Origin of the sequence: Gibbsiella greigii, assembly GCF_039540155.1 — a bacterium.
In the GTDB taxonomy this organism is placed as follows: domain Bacteria; phylum Pseudomonadota; class Gammaproteobacteria; order Enterobacterales; family Enterobacteriaceae; genus Gibbsiella; species Gibbsiella quercinecans.
Map to the genome: position 1 here is coordinate 16,051 of NZ_BAABEM010000042.1, position 14,240 is coordinate 30,290.

At 58.9% G+C, this 14,240-nt stretch carries 15 protein-coding genes and 1 riboswitch; of the genes, 6 read left to right on the forward strand and 9 right to left on the reverse strand.

Annotated features, from left to right (window positions below; all coding sequences use genetic code 11):
• Nucleotides 1-29 precede the first annotated feature (29 nt).
• The 7 genes from thiH to rsd all read right to left on the reverse strand — a co-directional run bounded on the left by thiH (nt 30) and on the right by rsd (nt 6,288).
• A complete protein-coding gene (gene thiH, locus AC559G_RS18610; RefSeq protein WP_498913799.1) occupies nt 30-1,160 on the reverse strand; it encodes a ThiH family protein in 1,131 nt (376 codons plus the stop codon).
• The gene (locus AC559G_RS18615) at nt 1,160-1,939 is read right to left on the reverse strand and encodes a thiazole synthase (protein ID WP_498913801.1); all 780 of its coding nucleotides are present in this window, start codon (nt 1,937-1,939) and stop codon (nt 1,160-1,162) included. Before AC559G_RS18615 ends, thiH begins: the two co-directional genes overlap by 1 nt.
• Before the next feature lies 1 nt (nt 1,940).
• A complete protein-coding gene (gene thiS, locus AC559G_RS18620) occupies nt 1,941-2,141 on the reverse strand; it encodes a sulfur carrier protein ThiS (protein ID WP_498913803.1) in 201 nt (66 codons plus the stop codon).
• On the reverse strand, nt 2,138-2,902 hold the full coding sequence (locus AC559G_RS18625) for a HesA/MoeB/ThiF family protein (RefSeq protein ID WP_498913805.1): 765 nt from the start codon (nt 2,900-2,902) through the stop codon (nt 2,138-2,140). The genes thiS and AC559G_RS18625 overlap by 4 nt, the downstream gene beginning before the upstream one ends.
• A gap of 4 nt (nt 2,903-2,906) precedes the next feature.
• Nucleotides 2,907-3,545 carry a thiamine phosphate synthase gene (gene thiE, locus AC559G_RS18630; RefSeq protein WP_498913807.1) on the reverse strand — a complete coding sequence of 213 codons (639 nt, stop codon included), beginning with the start codon at nt 3,543-3,545 and terminating at the stop codon, nt 2,907-2,909.
• Nucleotides 3,538-5,475 carry a phosphomethylpyrimidine synthase ThiC gene (thiC, locus tag AC559G_RS18635; RefSeq protein ID WP_498913809.1) on the reverse strand — a complete coding sequence of 646 codons (1,938 nt, stop codon included), beginning with the start codon at nt 5,473-5,475 and terminating at the stop codon, nt 3,538-3,540. Before thiC ends, thiE begins: the two co-directional genes overlap by 8 nt.
• Nucleotides 5,476-5,588: 113 nt before the next feature.
• Nucleotides 5,589-5,702, reverse strand: a riboswitch (TPP riboswitch).
• 64 nt (nt 5,703-5,766) lie between these two features.
• The gene (gene rsd / locus AC559G_RS18640; protein ID WP_498913811.1) at nt 5,767-6,288 is read right to left on the reverse strand and encodes a sigma D regulator; all 522 of its coding nucleotides are present in this window, start codon (nt 6,286-6,288) and stop codon (nt 5,767-5,769) included.
• 89 nt (nt 6,289-6,377) lie between these two features.
• Between rsd and nudC the strand changes: the two genes are divergently transcribed.
• The 6 genes from nudC to AC559G_RS18670 all read left to right on the forward strand — a co-directional run bounded on the left by nudC (nt 6,378) and on the right by AC559G_RS18670 (nt 10,767).
• Nucleotides 6,378-7,145, forward strand: a complete 768-nt coding sequence (nudC, locus tag AC559G_RS18645) for an NAD(+) diphosphatase (RefSeq protein ID WP_438596781.1) — start codon at nt 6,378-6,380, stop codon at nt 7,143-7,145.
• Between the two features lie 43 nt (nt 7,146-7,188).
• Nucleotides 7,189-8,253: a uroporphyrinogen decarboxylase gene (gene hemE, locus AC559G_RS18650; protein WP_498913813.1), complete on the forward strand. Its 1,065-nt coding sequence runs from the start codon at nt 7,189-7,191 to the stop codon at nt 8,251-8,253.
• On the forward strand, nt 8,225-8,971 hold the full coding sequence (gene nfi / locus AC559G_RS18655; protein WP_498913815.1) for an endonuclease V: 747 nt from the start codon (nt 8,225-8,227) through the stop codon (nt 8,969-8,971). The genes hemE and nfi overlap by 29 nt, the downstream gene beginning before the upstream one ends.
• A 39-nt stretch (nt 8,972-9,010) precedes the next feature.
• Nucleotides 9,011-9,601: a YjaG family protein gene (locus AC559G_RS18660; protein WP_279026392.1), complete on the forward strand. Its 591-nt coding sequence runs from the start codon at nt 9,011-9,013 to the stop codon at nt 9,599-9,601.
• A gap of 188 nt (nt 9,602-9,789) precedes the next feature.
• Entirely contained in the window at nt 9,790-10,062 is a 273-nt protein-coding gene (gene hupA, locus AC559G_RS18665; RefSeq protein ID WP_095846252.1) for a nucleoid-associated protein HU-alpha, read from the forward strand.
• Between the two features lie 36 nt (nt 10,063-10,098).
• Entirely contained in the window at nt 10,099-10,767 is a 669-nt protein-coding gene (locus tag AC559G_RS18670) for a DUF1481 domain-containing protein (RefSeq protein ID WP_498913818.1), read from the forward strand.
• Between the two features lie 47 nt (nt 10,768-10,814).
• Here the strand turns inward: AC559G_RS18670 and purD are convergent, their stop codons facing one another.
• Entirely contained in the window at nt 10,815-12,098 is a 1,284-nt protein-coding gene (gene purD, locus AC559G_RS18675; RefSeq protein ID WP_498913820.1) for a phosphoribosylamine--glycine ligase, read from the reverse strand.
• A 48-nt stretch (nt 12,099-12,146) separates the two neighbouring features.
• Nucleotides 12,147-13,736, reverse strand: coding sequence for a bifunctional phosphoribosylaminoimidazolecarboxamide formyltransferase/inosine monophosphate cyclohydrolase (gene purH, locus AC559G_RS18680; RefSeq protein WP_498913822.1), 1,590 nt, complete (start codon nt 13,734-13,736; stop codon nt 12,147-12,149).
• Between the last annotated feature and the right edge of the window lie 504 nt (nt 13,737-14,240).

Here is a 14,240-nt window from a genome sequence, read left to right on the forward strand (position 1 = left end):
GGCGGGGGAACGGCAGTTGTGCAGGCCGGTTACAACGGCCGGCCCAAATAGCTGTCCCAGTCTTTCCATACCGGCTGCAGGCCTGCCTGGCTGATCGCCGTGGCCACCTGTTCCGGCGTGCGGCCGTCATGCGGTTCAAACTGCTCCAGCTCCGCCGCGACATGATCGGCATAGCCGCCCGGTTGGGTTTTGGAGCCGGCGCTGACGCTATTGATCGCCATCGGGATCACATGGTCGCGGAAGTAGGGCGACTCACGGGTAGACAGCGACAGCTCCACATTGGGCGCCAACAGGCGGAAAGCGCAGATAAGCTGTACCAACTGCGGTTCGCTCATGATGCTGGCCGGCTCAATGCCGCCGGCGCAGGGGCGCAGGCGTGGGAACGAGATGGAATACTGGCTCTGCCAGTAGGTTTGCTGCAGGTAGAGCAGATGTTCGGCCAGCAGGTAACAGTCGGTGCGCCAATGGCTGGAAAGGCCAATCAGCGCGCCCAGGCCGATCTTGCCGATCCCAGCGCGCCCAAGACGATCCGGCGTAGCCAGCCGCCAGTGGAAGTCCTGCTTATGGCCGCGCAAATGGTGCTTCAGGTAGGTCGCTGGGTGATAGGTTTCCTGATACACCAGCACGCCGTCCAGGCCCAGATTTTTCAACTCGGCGTAATCGTCCTGCCCCAGCGGTTGTACTTCCATCATTAACGAACTGAAATGGCGGCGGATCGCCGGGATATGCTGGCGGAAATAATCCATCCCCACCTTGGTTTGGTGTTCGCCGGTGACCAGCAGCAGGTGCTCAAAGCCCAGCGCCTTGATCGCCGCACATTCCCGCTCAATTTCTTCAGCATTCAGCGTCTTGCGCTTAATGTGGTTGCTCATTGAGAAGCCGCAGTAGGTGCAATCATTCGCGCACAGATTGGACAGGTACAGCGGCACATAAAAGCTGACCACATTGCCGAAGCGTTGGCGGGTGAGTTGCTGCGCCCGTTGCGCCAGCGGCTCCAGATAGGCCGCGGCGGCGGGTGAAATCAGCGCCATGAAATCCTCGCGCGTCAGCCTGGGCGCCTGGAGCGCGTGTTCCACATCCCGGGCGGTTTTACTGTTGATCCGCAGCGTGATCTCATCCCAATTCAGTTGCTGCCAGCGGTGACTGAAATCATCGGCCATTACAGTGCCCTCGCAGGTGGGTTAAGAAATGCGGTCAGCGGGCTGGTCGCCGCCGCATGGTGCTGGCTGCCGCCAAGGCCGGCGGTGCGCGCCCGTTCGCCGGCTTCCAGCGCCAGCCGGAAGGCCTGCGCCATGTTGACCGGATCGCGCGCTACGGCAATCGCGGTATTGACCAATACCGCATCGGCGCCCAACTCCAGCGCTGCCAGCGCGTGGCTGGGGGCGCCGATGCCGGCGTCCACCACTACCGGCACCTTGGCCTGCTCAATGATGATCTCCAGAAAGTCGCGGGTACGCAGGCCACGGTTGGAGCCGATCGGCGCGCCGAGCGGCATCACCGCTGCGCAACCGGCTTCCTCTAACCGTTTGCACAGCACTGGATCGGCGCCGCAGTAGGGCAGCACCACGAACCCCTCCTTAACCAAGGTTTCCGCAGCTTTCAGCGTTTCGACGGCGTCCGGCAGCAGGTATTTCACGTCCGGGTGGATCTCCAGTTTGACCCAGTGGGTGCCAATCGCTTCGCGCGCCAGCCGGGCGGCGAACACCGCTTCCGCTGCCGTTTTGGCACCGGAGGTGTTGGGCAACAACTTAACGCCCAACTGCTGCAGCGGTGCCAGAATGGCGTCATTGCCGCCTTGCAGATCCACACGTTTCATCGCCATGGTCACTAACTGCGAGCCTGAAGCCTGTATTGCAGCCAGCATCAACGCCGGCGTCGCGAACTTGCCGGTGCCGGTGAACAGGCGCGAAGTAAAAGAAGTATCGGCGATTTGTAACATATCAGCCTCCGGCAATTGCTTGAAATAACAGGATATCATCGCCATCCACCACCAGATGGTCGGCCCATTCGGCGCGCGGGATGATGGTTTGATTGATTGCCAATGCGGTGCCGGGCTGCCGGTATTCCAACTGTTCGAGCAGGGCATTGACGGTGAGCGGTTGCGCCAGCGCAATCGGCTGCTCGTTGAGCGTGATCTTCATACGGCGCCTCCGCAGACCGGGCAGTTGCCGGCCTTGGTCAACTGCAGCGTGCTCCAGCTCTGCTGTCTGCCGTCAAACAGCCGCAGCTTGCCGCTTTGCGTGCAAGGCATACCGACCAGCATTTTGATGGCTTCCAGCGCCTGCAGCGTGCCGATCACGCCCACCACCGGCCCCAGCACGCCGGCAGTGCGGCAGTTGCGCTGCGGCTCGGTTTGCTCCGGGTACAGGCAGGCATAGCAGCCGTGGGGATAGGGGGGCTCAAGCACCAGCAGTTGGCCGCTGAAGCCAACGGCGCTACCGCTGATCAGCGGCTTGCCCACTGCCACGCAGGCCGCGTTGACCGCGTGCCGGGTGGACATATTGTCGCAACAGTCGAGAACCAGATCGGCGCGCTCTACGGCGCGCGCAAGCGCATCGCCCTGTAGCCGCTGTTCGATGGCTATCGATTCCACCAGGGGGTTCAACGCCTGCAATTGCCGCTGCGCCAGCCGCGCTTTGGCCTGCGGGATATCGGCGCTGCGATACAGAATTTGCCGCTGCAGGTTCGTCAGGTGCAGTTGGTCGTCATCGGCCAGCAGCAGGGTGCCGACGCCAGCGGCGGCCAGGTAGAGTGCCGCCGGCGATCCCAACCCGCCAAGCCCGACGATCAGGACGCTGGCCTGTTTCAACCGTTCCTGCCCCGCCGGGCCGATATCTTCTAGCAGTAGTTGGCGGCTGTAGCGTAAAAATTCGCTGTCGGAAAGTGTCGCTTCTTTATGCATCGCTTCACTCCTTGCCTTCAATCAGCCGCAGCAGTTCGGCGGTGGCGGCGCGCCAATCCGGGGCTTGGGTAATGGCGCTGACCACGGCGATACTGCCCACACCGCAGGCTAATACGCCAGGCACGCGATCAATGCTGATCCCGCCGATCGCCACCGTCGGGTAGCCGGATAACCCCGCAACGTGCCGTTTCAGTTCGGCCAACCCTTGCGGGGCTGAGGGCATCTCTTTGGTTTGCGTCGGGAAAATATGCCCAAGCGCAATGTAAGAAGGGCGCACGGCAATGGCTCGCTTCAGCTCGGCGTCGTCATGGGTGGATACCCCCAGGCGCAGCCCTGCCCGGTGGATGGCGGCCAGATCGGCGCTGTCCAAATCCTCTTGGCCAAGATGGACGCCGTAAGCCTGATGTTTGATCGCCAACCGCCAGTAATCATTGATGAACACACGGGCGTTACTGCGCTTGCCAAGGGCGATAGCGGCGGCGATGTCGTCTTCTACCTGCGCTTCCGGCTGGTCTTTGATGCGCAGTTGCAAAGTCGTGACGCCCGCGCCCAGCAGGCGCTCAATCCATTCCACGCTGTCGACCACCGGATACAGGCCCAGTTTGTGCGGCGTTGCCGGGAAAGCGGAGGCGAATTCAGTCATGGTTTTCCTCCTGCAGCGCGGTCGCGCTGTGATACAGCTCGCTACCGCGGGCGCGGAACTCGCTGGACATCTTTTCCATGCCGGAAAGAATCTCGATCGGTTTGGCGGCTTCCTGGGCGGCGGCGTAGTCGCGCACCTCCTGCGAAATTTTCATCGAGCAAAACTTCGGCCCGCACATTGAGCAGAAATGAGCGACCTTGCCGGATTCCTGCGGCAGGGTTTCGTCGTGGTAGGCACGTGCGGTTTCCGGATCTAACGCCAGGTTGAACTGATCCTCCCAGCGGAATTCAAAGCGCGCCTTGGACATGGCGTTATCGCGGATCTGCGCTCCCGGGTGCCCTTTAGCCAGATCGGCAGCGTGAGCGGCGATTTTGTAGGTGATCAGCCCCTGTTTCACGTCTTCTTTGTTCGGCAGCCCCAGGTGCTCTTTGGGCGTGACGTAACACAGCATCGCACAACCGAACCAGCCGATCATGGCCGCCCCGATACCGGAGGTGAAGTGATCGTAACCCGGAGCGATATCCGTGGTCAGCGGCCCCAAGGTGTAGAACGGTGCTTCGTAGCAGTGCTCCAGCTCTTCGGTCATATTGCGGCGGATCATCTGCATCGGCACGTGCCCCGGCCCTTCGATCATCACCTGTACGTCATATTCCCAAGCGATTTTGGTCAATTCCCCCAGGGTATGCAGCTCGGCGAACTGGGCTTCGTCGTTGGCGTCCTGGATGGAGCCTGGGCGCAGGCCGTCGCCCAGCGACAACGCCACATCATAAGCGGCGCAGATTTCGCAAATCTCGCGGAAGTGTTCATACAGGAAACTTTCCTGGTGATGCGACAGGCACCATTTCGCCATGATCGAACCGCCGCGCGACACGATGCCGGTCAGGCGCTTGGCGGTCATCGGCACATAGCGCAGCAGCACCCCGGCGTGGATGGTGAAGTAATCGACCCCTTGTTCCGCTTGCTCCAGCAGGGTGTCGCGGAACATTTCCCAGTTTAGGTTTTCCGCCACGCCGTTTACTTTCTCCAGCGCCTGATAAATCGGCACGGTACCAATCGGCACCGGGCTGTTGCGTAAGATCCACTCGCGAGTTTCATGGATGTAGCGGCCGGTGGAGAGATCCATCACCGTATCGGCGCCCCAACGGGTCGACCACACCAGCTTTTCCACTTCTTCCTCAATGGAGGAAGACACCGCCGAATTGCCGATATTGGCGTTAACCTTCACCAGAAAATTACGGCCAATGATCATCGGTTCAGATTCGGGGTGGTTGATATTGGCGGGGATGATGGCGCGGCCGGCGGCCACTTCCTGGCGCACGAACTCCGGCGTAATGGCCGGCGGCAGGTTCGCCCCCCATGATTGCCCCGGGTGTTGCTGGCGCAATACCGCGCCGTGTATGCGTTCACGGCCCATGTTTTCCCGGATGGCGATAAACTCCATTTCCGGCGTGATGATGCCGCGGCGGGCATAGTGCAACTGGGTGACGCATTTACCCGGCTGAGCTTTGCGCGGCAGCGGCAGGTGTTCAAAGCGCAGGTGATCCAGCCCTTCGTCCGCCAGGCGCTGTTGGGTAAAGCCGGAGCTGACGCCGTTGAGGGTTTCGGTGTCGCCGCGTTCGGCGATCCAGGCGGCGCGCAGTTTCGCCAGGCCATGACGCACGTTTAGCTTGGCGTCGGGATCGCCGTACGGGCCGGCGGAATCATACACCGGGATCGGTTCGTTCTGTTCGTATTGGGGCTGCTCTTTACTGCCGCCGATGAGCGTGGGGCTGAGTTGGATTTCCCGCATCGGCACCCGCAAATCGCTGCGCGAACCCTGCAGGTAGATACGGCGTGAATTGGGAAAAACAACGCCTTGCAGCGAATGAATAAACTGCTGCGCGTCGTCGCGTTGTTGTTTACGGGCACGGGGCTTGTTTATCGTAGACATAGCAAATTCCTACCAGTGTGATGAGTTGGGAAAATTGCTTGTCTGGAGCTCGGAGGGAGTAACGATGGTGGCCGCTAAGCAGGTCCCCGGTGGTGTGGGGCGCCCTGGCACGGCAATAGATTACTCTTGTTCCCTTCGCGGGTGTTAACCCGATCAGGTTCCGCGGATCCCGAATTAACGGTCTCAGCCTGGCTGATAAACAGCGCTAGGCACTCCGACAAGATGCCCTCAGTATAGGAGGGTGATTAGAAACTACAAGTGCTACCCGTCATGTTTTGGCTTGGCCGGTGGTTAATGTTGCACCGGGCGCGCCAGCGTGTCGACGTGGTTCGCCGCTTGCCGGTTCTGCTGCCAGGCCTGTACGGCCAATCGAATCAGCTGATCTTCCAGCTCAAAACGCGCCTCAAGCATTTCGCCAATATCGGACAGCGACTGATGAAACGCCAGGCAAAGATCGTCATCCATCTCGGCTTTGCTATAACGATCGTGAAATGCCATTATTTGTTCAGTGTTGTGCTGCAGTTTTGGATAGATGCGCGTTGCCTGTGTGCTTTCCAGGCTGGCCGCCCCTTCAACCTGCTGAATGATTTTATCGTAGATATGAAAGTGCCCCGCAGAAAGATAATCCAACAGGTTATGGCACAAGTTCTCCAGCGCTTTTTCATTCAGCGGCGTATGCTTCCCTTTATTCGGTTTAACGCCGACCAGGGTGTAATAGGCGACCAGTAACTGTTTGCGGGCCTGTAACCATTGATCAACCAGGTCATTATTGCCACCCACATTTTGCGTCAGGCTTTCCAAACGGTTGAGCATATTGGGCTCCCTGCATGAATAATAAATTTTTAATGTAAAACATTAGGATCGGTAGAGTGTCAGTAAAGCAGAGGTTGTGCAATAACGCTATGGAATTTGCATTAACAGGTAATGAACAGGGCTGGTGGATCGTCAGCCAGCAAAGCAAGCTTTGGTTGCCGAACGGGGAGTTGCCGTTTGGCTCTGCGCAACAGTTTTCGCTGCGCGGCCTGTTGGCACGCCAGATCGGCGAATGGGAAGGTGCGCCGGTGTGGCTGGTGCGCCACGCCATGAAGCAAGGGATGAGCTCGGTGCGGCAACTGCTTGAGCAGGAGCGCGGGCTATTCCAAATGGCCGGCCGCGGGGTGCAACTGGCGGATTTTTACCATTCCCACCGCTTCTGTGGCTACTGCGGCCACGAAATGCATCATAGCCGTACCGAAAGCGCCTGCCTGTGCGCCAACTGCCATCAACGCTACTATCCACAGATTGCTCCCTGCGTGATCGTGGCTATCCGCCGCGGTGATGAGATTCTGTTGGCGCAGCATGTGCGGCACCGGGGCGGCATTCATACCGTGCTGGCGGGCTTTGTGGAAGTGGGCGAGACGTTGGAGCAGGCGGTGGCGCGCGAAGTGATGGAAGAAAGCCGCATTGAAATCAAAAACCTGCGCTATGTGGCTTCGCAGCCTTGGCCGTTCCCCAATTCGCTGATGATGGCATTCATGGCCGATTATCATCAGGGCGAACTTCAGCACGATCCCTCAGAATTGCTGAGCGCCGGCTGGTATCGTTACGATCGTTTGCCGATGTTGCCGCCGCCGGGCACGGTGGCGCGCCGGCTGATTGAAGACACGCTGGCGCTGTGCCGGGCAGAATAATGTACACTATTTGCGATAAATTACAGGCCAATAGGAACCCTAGATGACCGAGTTGAAGAACGATCGCTACCTGCGCGCGCTGCTGCGGCAGCCGGTGGATGTGACGCCCGTATGGATGATGCGCCAGGCCGGCCGTTATTTGCCGGAGTACAAGGCTACGCGTGCCCAGGCGGGGGATTTCATGTCCCTGTGCAAAAATGCCGAACTGGCCTGTGAGGTGACGCTGCAGCCGTTGCGTCGGTATGCGCTGGATGCCGCGATCCTGTTCTCTGACATTTTGACCATTCCCGACGCCATGGGGCTGGGGCTGTATTTTGAAGCCGGCGAAGGCCCGCGTTTTACCCACCCGATTACCTGCCGGGCTGATGTGGACAAGCTCCCGGCGTTCGATCCGGAGATTGAACTGGGCTATGTGATGAACGCGGTGCGCACCATCCGCCGGGAACTGCAAGGCGAAGTGCCGCTGATCGGTTTTTCCGGTAGCCCGTGGACGCTGGCCACCTACATGGTGGAAGGCGGCAGCAGCAAAGCCTTTACCAAGCTCAAAAAAATGATGTATGCCGATCCGCACGCCCTGCACTTGCTGCTGGATAAGGTAGCCGACAGCGTGATCCTGTATCTGAATGCGCAAATCAAGGCCGGCGCCCAGGCGGTAATGCTGTTTGATACCTGGGGCGGGGTGCTGACGGGCAGGGACTATCGTGAGTTCTCGCTGCACTATATGCACAAGATCGTCGATGGCCTGCTGCGTAAAAACGAAGGCCGTCGTGTGCCCATCACCCTGTTCACCAAGGGCGGCGGGCAGTGGCTGGAGGCGATGGCCGCCACCGGCTGTGATGCGCTGGGGCTGGACTGGAGCACCGACATTGGCGAAGCGCGCCGGCGCGTAGGCGATAAAGTGGCGCTGCAGGGCAATATGGATCCTTCCATCCTGTATGCGCCGCCGCAGCGTATTGCACAGGAAGTGGAAACCATCCTGGCCGGTTTTGGCCACGGCGAGGGGCATGTGTTCAACCTGGGCCACGGCATCCACCAGGATGTACCGCCGGAACACGCCGGCGCTTTTGTGGAGGCCGTTCATGCGTTTTCAGCGCAATACCACCGCTGAGGCGGGCGAGCAGGACGCGGCCCTGTTCGACATTGCGCAATTGCGTGCTGAGCAACTGCAACGCGCGGCCAGAGTGATCCGCCATGATGATTTCTTGGCGGATCCGCCAGCGTTGATTGCCGGCGCGGACGTGGGGTTTGAGCAAGAAGGCGCGGTAACGCGCGCCGCCATCGCTATTCTGCGCTATCCTTCCTTGGAGTTGGTGGAGTATCAGCTCGCACGCATTAGCACGACGATGCCCTATATTCCCGGTTTTTTGTCTTTCCGCGAATGCCCCGCGCTGTTGGCCGCCTGGGATAAACTGCAGCAGAAGCCGGATCTGGTGTTTGTCGACGGCCATGGGATTTCGCACCCGCGCCGCTTGGGGGTCGCCAGCCATTTTGGGCTGTTGATCAATGTGCCGACCATCGGCGTGGCGAAAAAGCGCCTGTGTGGGAAATTTGAGCCGCTGGGCGCCGCGGTGGGCGCGCAAGCGCCGTTGGTCGATAAAGGCGAGCAGATTGGTTGGGTATGGCGCAGCAAGCTGCGTTGCAACCCGCTGTTTGTCGCCACCGGCCACCGAGTGAGCGCCGACAGTGCGCTGGCTTGGGTGCAGCGTTGCATGGCCGGTTACCGCTTACCGGAGCCAACGCGCTGGGCCGATGCCATCGCCTCGCGCCGCCCAGCGTTTCAGCGTTGGCTGGCGGCGCATCCAGAGGTGCCGCCATGCGCGAATTAGGTTACACTGCGCCGCATATCATACGTAAGAGAAGAAATAATGCTCCGTAACCCCATTCATTTACGTTTGGAAAAGCTTGAAAGCTGGCAACATTTGACCTTTATGGCCTGTCTGTGCGAGCGTATGTATCCCAATTATCAGGTGTTTTGCCTGCAAACCGGGTTCGGCGATCCGGCGGTTTACCGCCGCATACTGGATCTGGCATGGGAAACGCTGGTGGTGAAAGACGCCAAGGTCAATTTTGACAGCCAGCTTGAGAAGTTGGAAGATGCGATCCCAGCGGCTGAAGCTTACGATATTTATGGTGTTTACCCCGCTATCGACGCGTGTATCGCGTTAGGTGAACTGATCCACTCGCGCCTGAGCGGCGAGACGCTGGTACACGCCGTTGCCATCAGCGAAACGTCAATCCGCACGGTAGCGATGCTGGAAATGACCCAGGCGGGTAAAGAGATGACCGACGACGAATTGAAAATCTTGCCGGCCATTGAGGAAGAATGGGATATTCAGTGGGAAATATTCCGATTGTTGGCCGCCTGTGAAGAACGCGATCTCGAGCTGATTAAAGGCCTGCGATCCGACCTTCGTGAGGCTGGCGTAAGCAATATTGGGATAAATTTAGCGCACTGAGGCAATAAAACGTGATTTAACGCCTGATTTGTCATGCCTTAAGGCTTCACATCCGCACCCTGTCTGGTCTACATTTGGGGGGCGTAAAAAAGTGGCTATCGGTGCGTGTATGCAGGAGAGTGCTGTCAATCGGCATATCCGTCGCACTCGATGCTTTGCAAACGATAAACACACTGTAAGGATAACTTATGAACAAGACTCAACTGATTGATGTAATCGCAGACAAGGCGGACCTTTCCAAAGCTCAAGCCAAACAAGCTCTGGAATCTACCCTGGCTGCCATTACCGAGTCTCTGAAAGAAGGTGATGCAGTACAATTGGTTGGTTTCGGTACTTTCAAAGTAAACCATCGTGCAGAGCGCACTGGCCGCAACCCACAGACTGGTAAAGAAATCAAAATCGCAGCGGCTAACGTACCAGCATTCGTTTCTGGTAAAGCGCTGAAAGACGCAGTTAAATAATTACCGCGTGCTGTGAAAAGCTTAGACAGGGGGGCGATGACGCCCCTTTTGTTTATCCGGCGCTGGCTGTTAGCCGCGGCGGTCGCCAGCAGTCTGGCTGGCTGCAGTTTCCATTCCGCGCCGCCGGCGTTTACCGCCAGCGGCTATGTTGCCGATCAGGGCGTCATGCGCCTGTGGCGCAAGGATGACGATCAGCAGCGCCCACTGGTGCTGATGAGTGTGTATAGCCCTTATAGTGGGGCAGGCACGGTCACCACCCTCTATGAATACCAAAACGGCACCTTACGCCAGATTAGACGCAGCGGCCCGCTGCAGGGGCAAGATAACCTGCAGGTGCGCTTTGCCGAAGACGGCACGGTGAGCTTTATGCAGCGCCAACTGGCTGAGCGGCGTGAGCAGCTTTCCAGCGATGATATCGCGCTGTATCAATACCAGGCGCGGCGTATACAGGAAGTCAGCAATGCACTGCGTGCGGGGGATGTTCGGCTATTACAGGGCCATTGGCACGGTGGTGTGGTGCAAACCTGCAGCGGCCAACAGCTCAGGCCGGGGTTTGATGAGCAGGCGCTGGATTGGATTGCACGGCGCGATCGCAGCGGCCAATCGCTGAGTCTCGCCTGGTTGGAGGCACCAGAAGGGCGCCAACTGTTGCTGGTGGCCAACGACGATTTTTGCCGCTGGGAGCCGACAGAAGATTCGTTATAAAAAAGGCCCTGTAATGCAGAGCCTGAGCATCAAGGGCAACCCCTGAATCACTTACCGCGCGCTATCGCCCGATAGCCGATATCTTTGCGGCAGAAGCTGCCTTGCCACTGAATGTCAGCCGCTAATTGATACGCGTTTTTTTGCGCTTGCGCCACCGTTGCGCCTAATGCCGTCACGCACAACACGCGCCCGCCGTTGGTGACCACCTTATCGCCTTCCAGGCGCGTGCCTGCATGAAACACTTTACCGTCGCGGCTTTCCTGCTGTGGCAGGCCGTGGATCTCATCACCGATCTGATAGTCGCCCGGATAGCCGGCGGCGGCCAGCACCACGCCAAGGGATGGGCGTTCGTCCCACTCCGAGGTTTTATCGCCCAGTTTGCCCTGCGCGCCGGCCAGGCACAGCGCAACCAGATCGGAACGCATCCGCAGCATGATCGGTTGGGTTTCCGGATCGCCGAAGCGGCAGTTAAACTCGATCACTTTCGGCTGGCCGTCGGCGGAGATCATAAGCCCGGCATACAGGAAGCCGACGTAGGTATTGCCTTCCGCCGCCATGCCGCGCACCGTTGGCCAAATCACCTGCTCCATCACCCGCTGGTGGATTTCATCGGTCACCACCGGCGCCGGGGAATAAGCGCCCATGCCGCCGGTGTTTGGCCCGGTATCGCCATTGCCAACGCGTTTGTGATCCTGGCTGGTGGCCATCGGCACCACGTTTTCGCCATCGACCATGACGATAAAGCTGGCTTCTTCGCCGTCGAGGAACTCCTCCACCACAATACGGTGGCCGGCGTCGCCGAAAGCGTTGCCGGCCAGCATATCCTGAATGGCATCTTCCGCTTCCTGCAGCGTCATGGCGACAATCACGCCTTTACCTGCCGCCAGGCCATCGGCCTTGATGACGATAGGAGCGCCTTTGCTACGCACATAGGCCAGGGCCGGCTCAACCTCGGTAAAGTTCTGGTATTCGGCGGTGGGGATGTGGTGGCGCGCCAGGAAGTCTTTGGTGAAGGCTTTTGAGCCTTCGAGCTGGGCGGCTGCCTGCGTTGGGCCGAAAATGGTCAGGCCGGCGGCCTGGAAGGCATCGACCACGCCAATCACCAGCGGGGCTTCCGGGCCGACGATGGTCAGGCCGACATCGTTGTTGCGGGCGAACTCAAGCAGCGCCGGGATATCGGTTGCAGAGATAGCCACATTGGTCAGATTGGGTTCCAACGCCGTACCGGCGTTGCCCGGTGCGACATACACGTTATCTGCCAGCGGCGATTGAGCGGCTTTCCAGGCCAGCGCGTGTTCGCGCCCGCCGTTGCCAATAATAAGGATGTTCATCAGGTGCTCCATGATCAGCGTGCGCCGGGGCGCACGCGGCAAAAAGGATTAGTGGCGGAAGTGGCGCATATCGGTGAAGATCATCGCAATGCCGTGTTCGTCGGCGGCCGCGATCACTTCGTTATCGCGGATTGAGCCGCCGGGTTGGATCACGCAGGTGATGCCCACCGCGGCTGCCGCATCAATACCGTCGCGGAATGGGAAGAAGGCATCGGACGCCATAGCGGAGCCTTTGACTTCCAAACCTTCGTCTGCGGCTTTAATGCCGGCGATCTTCGCGGAATAAACGCGGCTCATCTGGCCGGCGCCGATGCCGATGGTCATATTGTCGCGGGCATAGACGATCGCGTTGGACTTAACGAACTTGGCCACTTTCCAGCAGAACAGCGCGTCGCGCAGCTCCTGCTCGGTGGGCTGGCGCTTGGTCACCACGCGCAGATCGCCCGCGGCGACCATACCTAAATCACGCTCTTGTACCAAGAGGCCGCCATTGACGCGTTTGAAATCCAGACCCGGCACGCGCTGTTGCCATTGGCCGCAGGCCAGGACGCGCACGTTCTGCTTGGCGGCCAGCAGCGAGCGGGCTTCCTCATTAATGGTTGGGGCGATAATCACTTCAACGAACTGGCGGCTGATGATGGCCTGCGCGGTGGCGGCATCCAGTTCACGGTTGAAGGCGATGATGCCGCCGAATGCCGACGTCGGGTCGGTTTTGTAGGCTCGCTCGTAGGCGCCCAGAATATCTTCGCCAATTGCTACGCCGCAGGGGTTGGCGTGTTTGACGATCACACAGGCCGGCTCGGCGAACTCTTTCACACATTCCAGCGCGGCGTCGGTGTCGGCGATGTTGTTGTAAGACAGCGCCTTGCCCTGCAACTGCTGGGCGGTGGCGACGGAAGCTTCCTGCAAATTGTCTTCTATATAGAAGGCGGCCTGTTGATGGCCATTTTCACCGTAGCGCATATCCTGTTTCTTGATGTAGTTCAGGTTCAGGGTGCGCGGGAAGCGGCCTGCAGGCTGTTCGGTATCGCCGTGATAGGCCGGCACCAGCGCGCCGAAGTAGTTAGCGATCATGCTGTCGTAGGCGGCGGTGTGCTCGTATGCTTTGATGGCCAGATCAAAACGGGTAGGCAACAGCAGTGAACCGTTGTTGTTGTCCATCTCGGCAATGATGGCGGCGTAGTCGCTGCTCTTGACCACAATGGCAACATCTTTATGGTTCTTGGCGGCGGAGCGCACCATGGTGGGGCCGCCGATATCGATGTTTTCAACCGCATCTGCCAGCGAGCAGTCTGGGCGGGCGACGGTTTGGGCGAACGGATACAGGTTTACTACCACGATATCGATCGGCTTGATGGCGTGCTGTTCCATGATCGCGTCGTCCTGGCCGCGGCGGCCAAGAATACCGCCGTGCACTTTAGGATGCAGGGTCTTTACACGTCCATCCATCATTTCCGGGAAGCCGGTGTAATCGGAAACTTCGGTAACCGGCAAGCCGGCATCTGCCAGCAGGCGTGCGGTGCCCCCGGTCGAGAGCAGCTCCACACCACGTTGAGAGAGGGCTTCTGCGAATTCAACGATACCGGTTTTGTCAGAAACGCTGAGCAGAGCCCGGCGTATTGGACGAGGTTGTTGCATGGTTTTATCCCTTGGCTTTTGCATCACGATATAAAGAGAGTTACCTGAATCTTTACCGGTATTCCTTACTCTGAACAGCGTAAGGGGCGGAATTTTTCTCGTATTTAACGGTATTCGGCACTGATTCAGGTAACGCCCCTGGAATAAAGGGGAGTTTGTCGCTGCGGAGAATTGTAGCGAAAACGTTTGCGCGGCGCTCGTAAATTTTCAGCCCTGCGGGGCTCTGTGGATAAGTTTGTGCAAAACAAGGTATAAGGCGGGTTTTTGCTGTGGAATGCAGCAAACGCGCACTTTTGTTGAAAAAACCTGTTGCGGCCTGCGCGGGACGCCCTATAATGCGCCTCCATCGACACGGCGCAAGTGATTCACTTCACGAGGCGGCCGGGAAGAAAAGAGAAAATCCTGAAATTTGGGGTTGACTCTGAAAGAGGAAAGCGTAATATACGCCACCTCGAGTGAACGAGCCAAGTCTCGTAACTCATTGCTCTTTAACAATTTATCAGA

Bases quoted from the DNA above. Each gene is read 5' to 3' on its own strand.
- AC559G_RS18615 (WP_498913801.1), bottom strand. From the start codon at position 1,939: ATGTTACAAATCGCCGATACTTCTTTTACTTCGCGCCTGTTCACCGGC.
- thiE (WP_498913807.1), bottom strand. From the start codon at position 3,545: ATGACTGAATTCGCCTCCGCTTTCCCGGCAACGCCGCACAAACTGGGC.
- thiS (WP_498913803.1), bottom strand. From the start codon at position 2,141: ATGAAGATCACGCTCAACGAGCAGCCGATTGCGCTGGCGCAACCGCTC.
- hupA (WP_095846252.1), top strand. From the start codon at position 9,790: ATGAACAAGACTCAACTGATTGATGTAATCGCAGACAAGGCGGACCTT.
- purD (WP_498913820.1), bottom strand. From the start codon at position 12,098: ATGAACATCCTTATTATTGGCAACGGCGGGCGCGAACACGCGCTGGCC.
- rsd (WP_498913811.1), bottom strand. From the start codon at position 6,288: ATGCTCAACCGTTTGGAAAGCCTGACGCAAAATGTGGGTGGCAATAAT.
- AC559G_RS18670 (WP_498913818.1), top strand. From the start codon at position 10,099: ATGACGCCCCTTTTGTTTATCCGGCGCTGGCTGTTAGCCGCGGCGGTC.
- purH (WP_498913822.1), bottom strand. From the start codon at position 13,736: ATGCAACAACCTCGTCCAATACGCCGGGCTCTGCTCAGCGTTTCTGAC.
- nudC (WP_438596781.1), top strand. From the start codon at position 6,378: ATGGAATTTGCATTAACAGGTAATGAACAGGGCTGGTGGATCGTCAGC.
- AC559G_RS18625 (WP_498913805.1), bottom strand. From the start codon at position 2,902: ATGCATAAAGAAGCGACACTTTCCGACAGCGAATTTTTACGCTACAGC.
- hemE (WP_498913813.1), top strand. From the start codon at position 7,189: ATGACCGAGTTGAAGAACGATCGCTACCTGCGCGCGCTGCTGCGGCAG.
- nfi (WP_498913815.1), top strand. From the start codon at position 8,225: ATGCGTTTTCAGCGCAATACCACCGCTGAGGCGGGCGAGCAGGACGCG.
- thiH (WP_498913799.1), bottom strand. From the start codon at position 1,160: ATGGCCGATGATTTCAGTCACCGCTGGCAGCAACTGAATTGGGATGAG.
- thiC (WP_498913809.1), bottom strand. From the start codon at position 5,475: ATGTCTACGATAAACAAGCCCCGTGCCCGTAAACAACAACGCGACGAC.
- AC559G_RS18660 (WP_279026392.1), top strand. From the start codon at position 9,011: ATGCTCCGTAACCCCATTCATTTACGTTTGGAAAAGCTTGAAAGCTGG.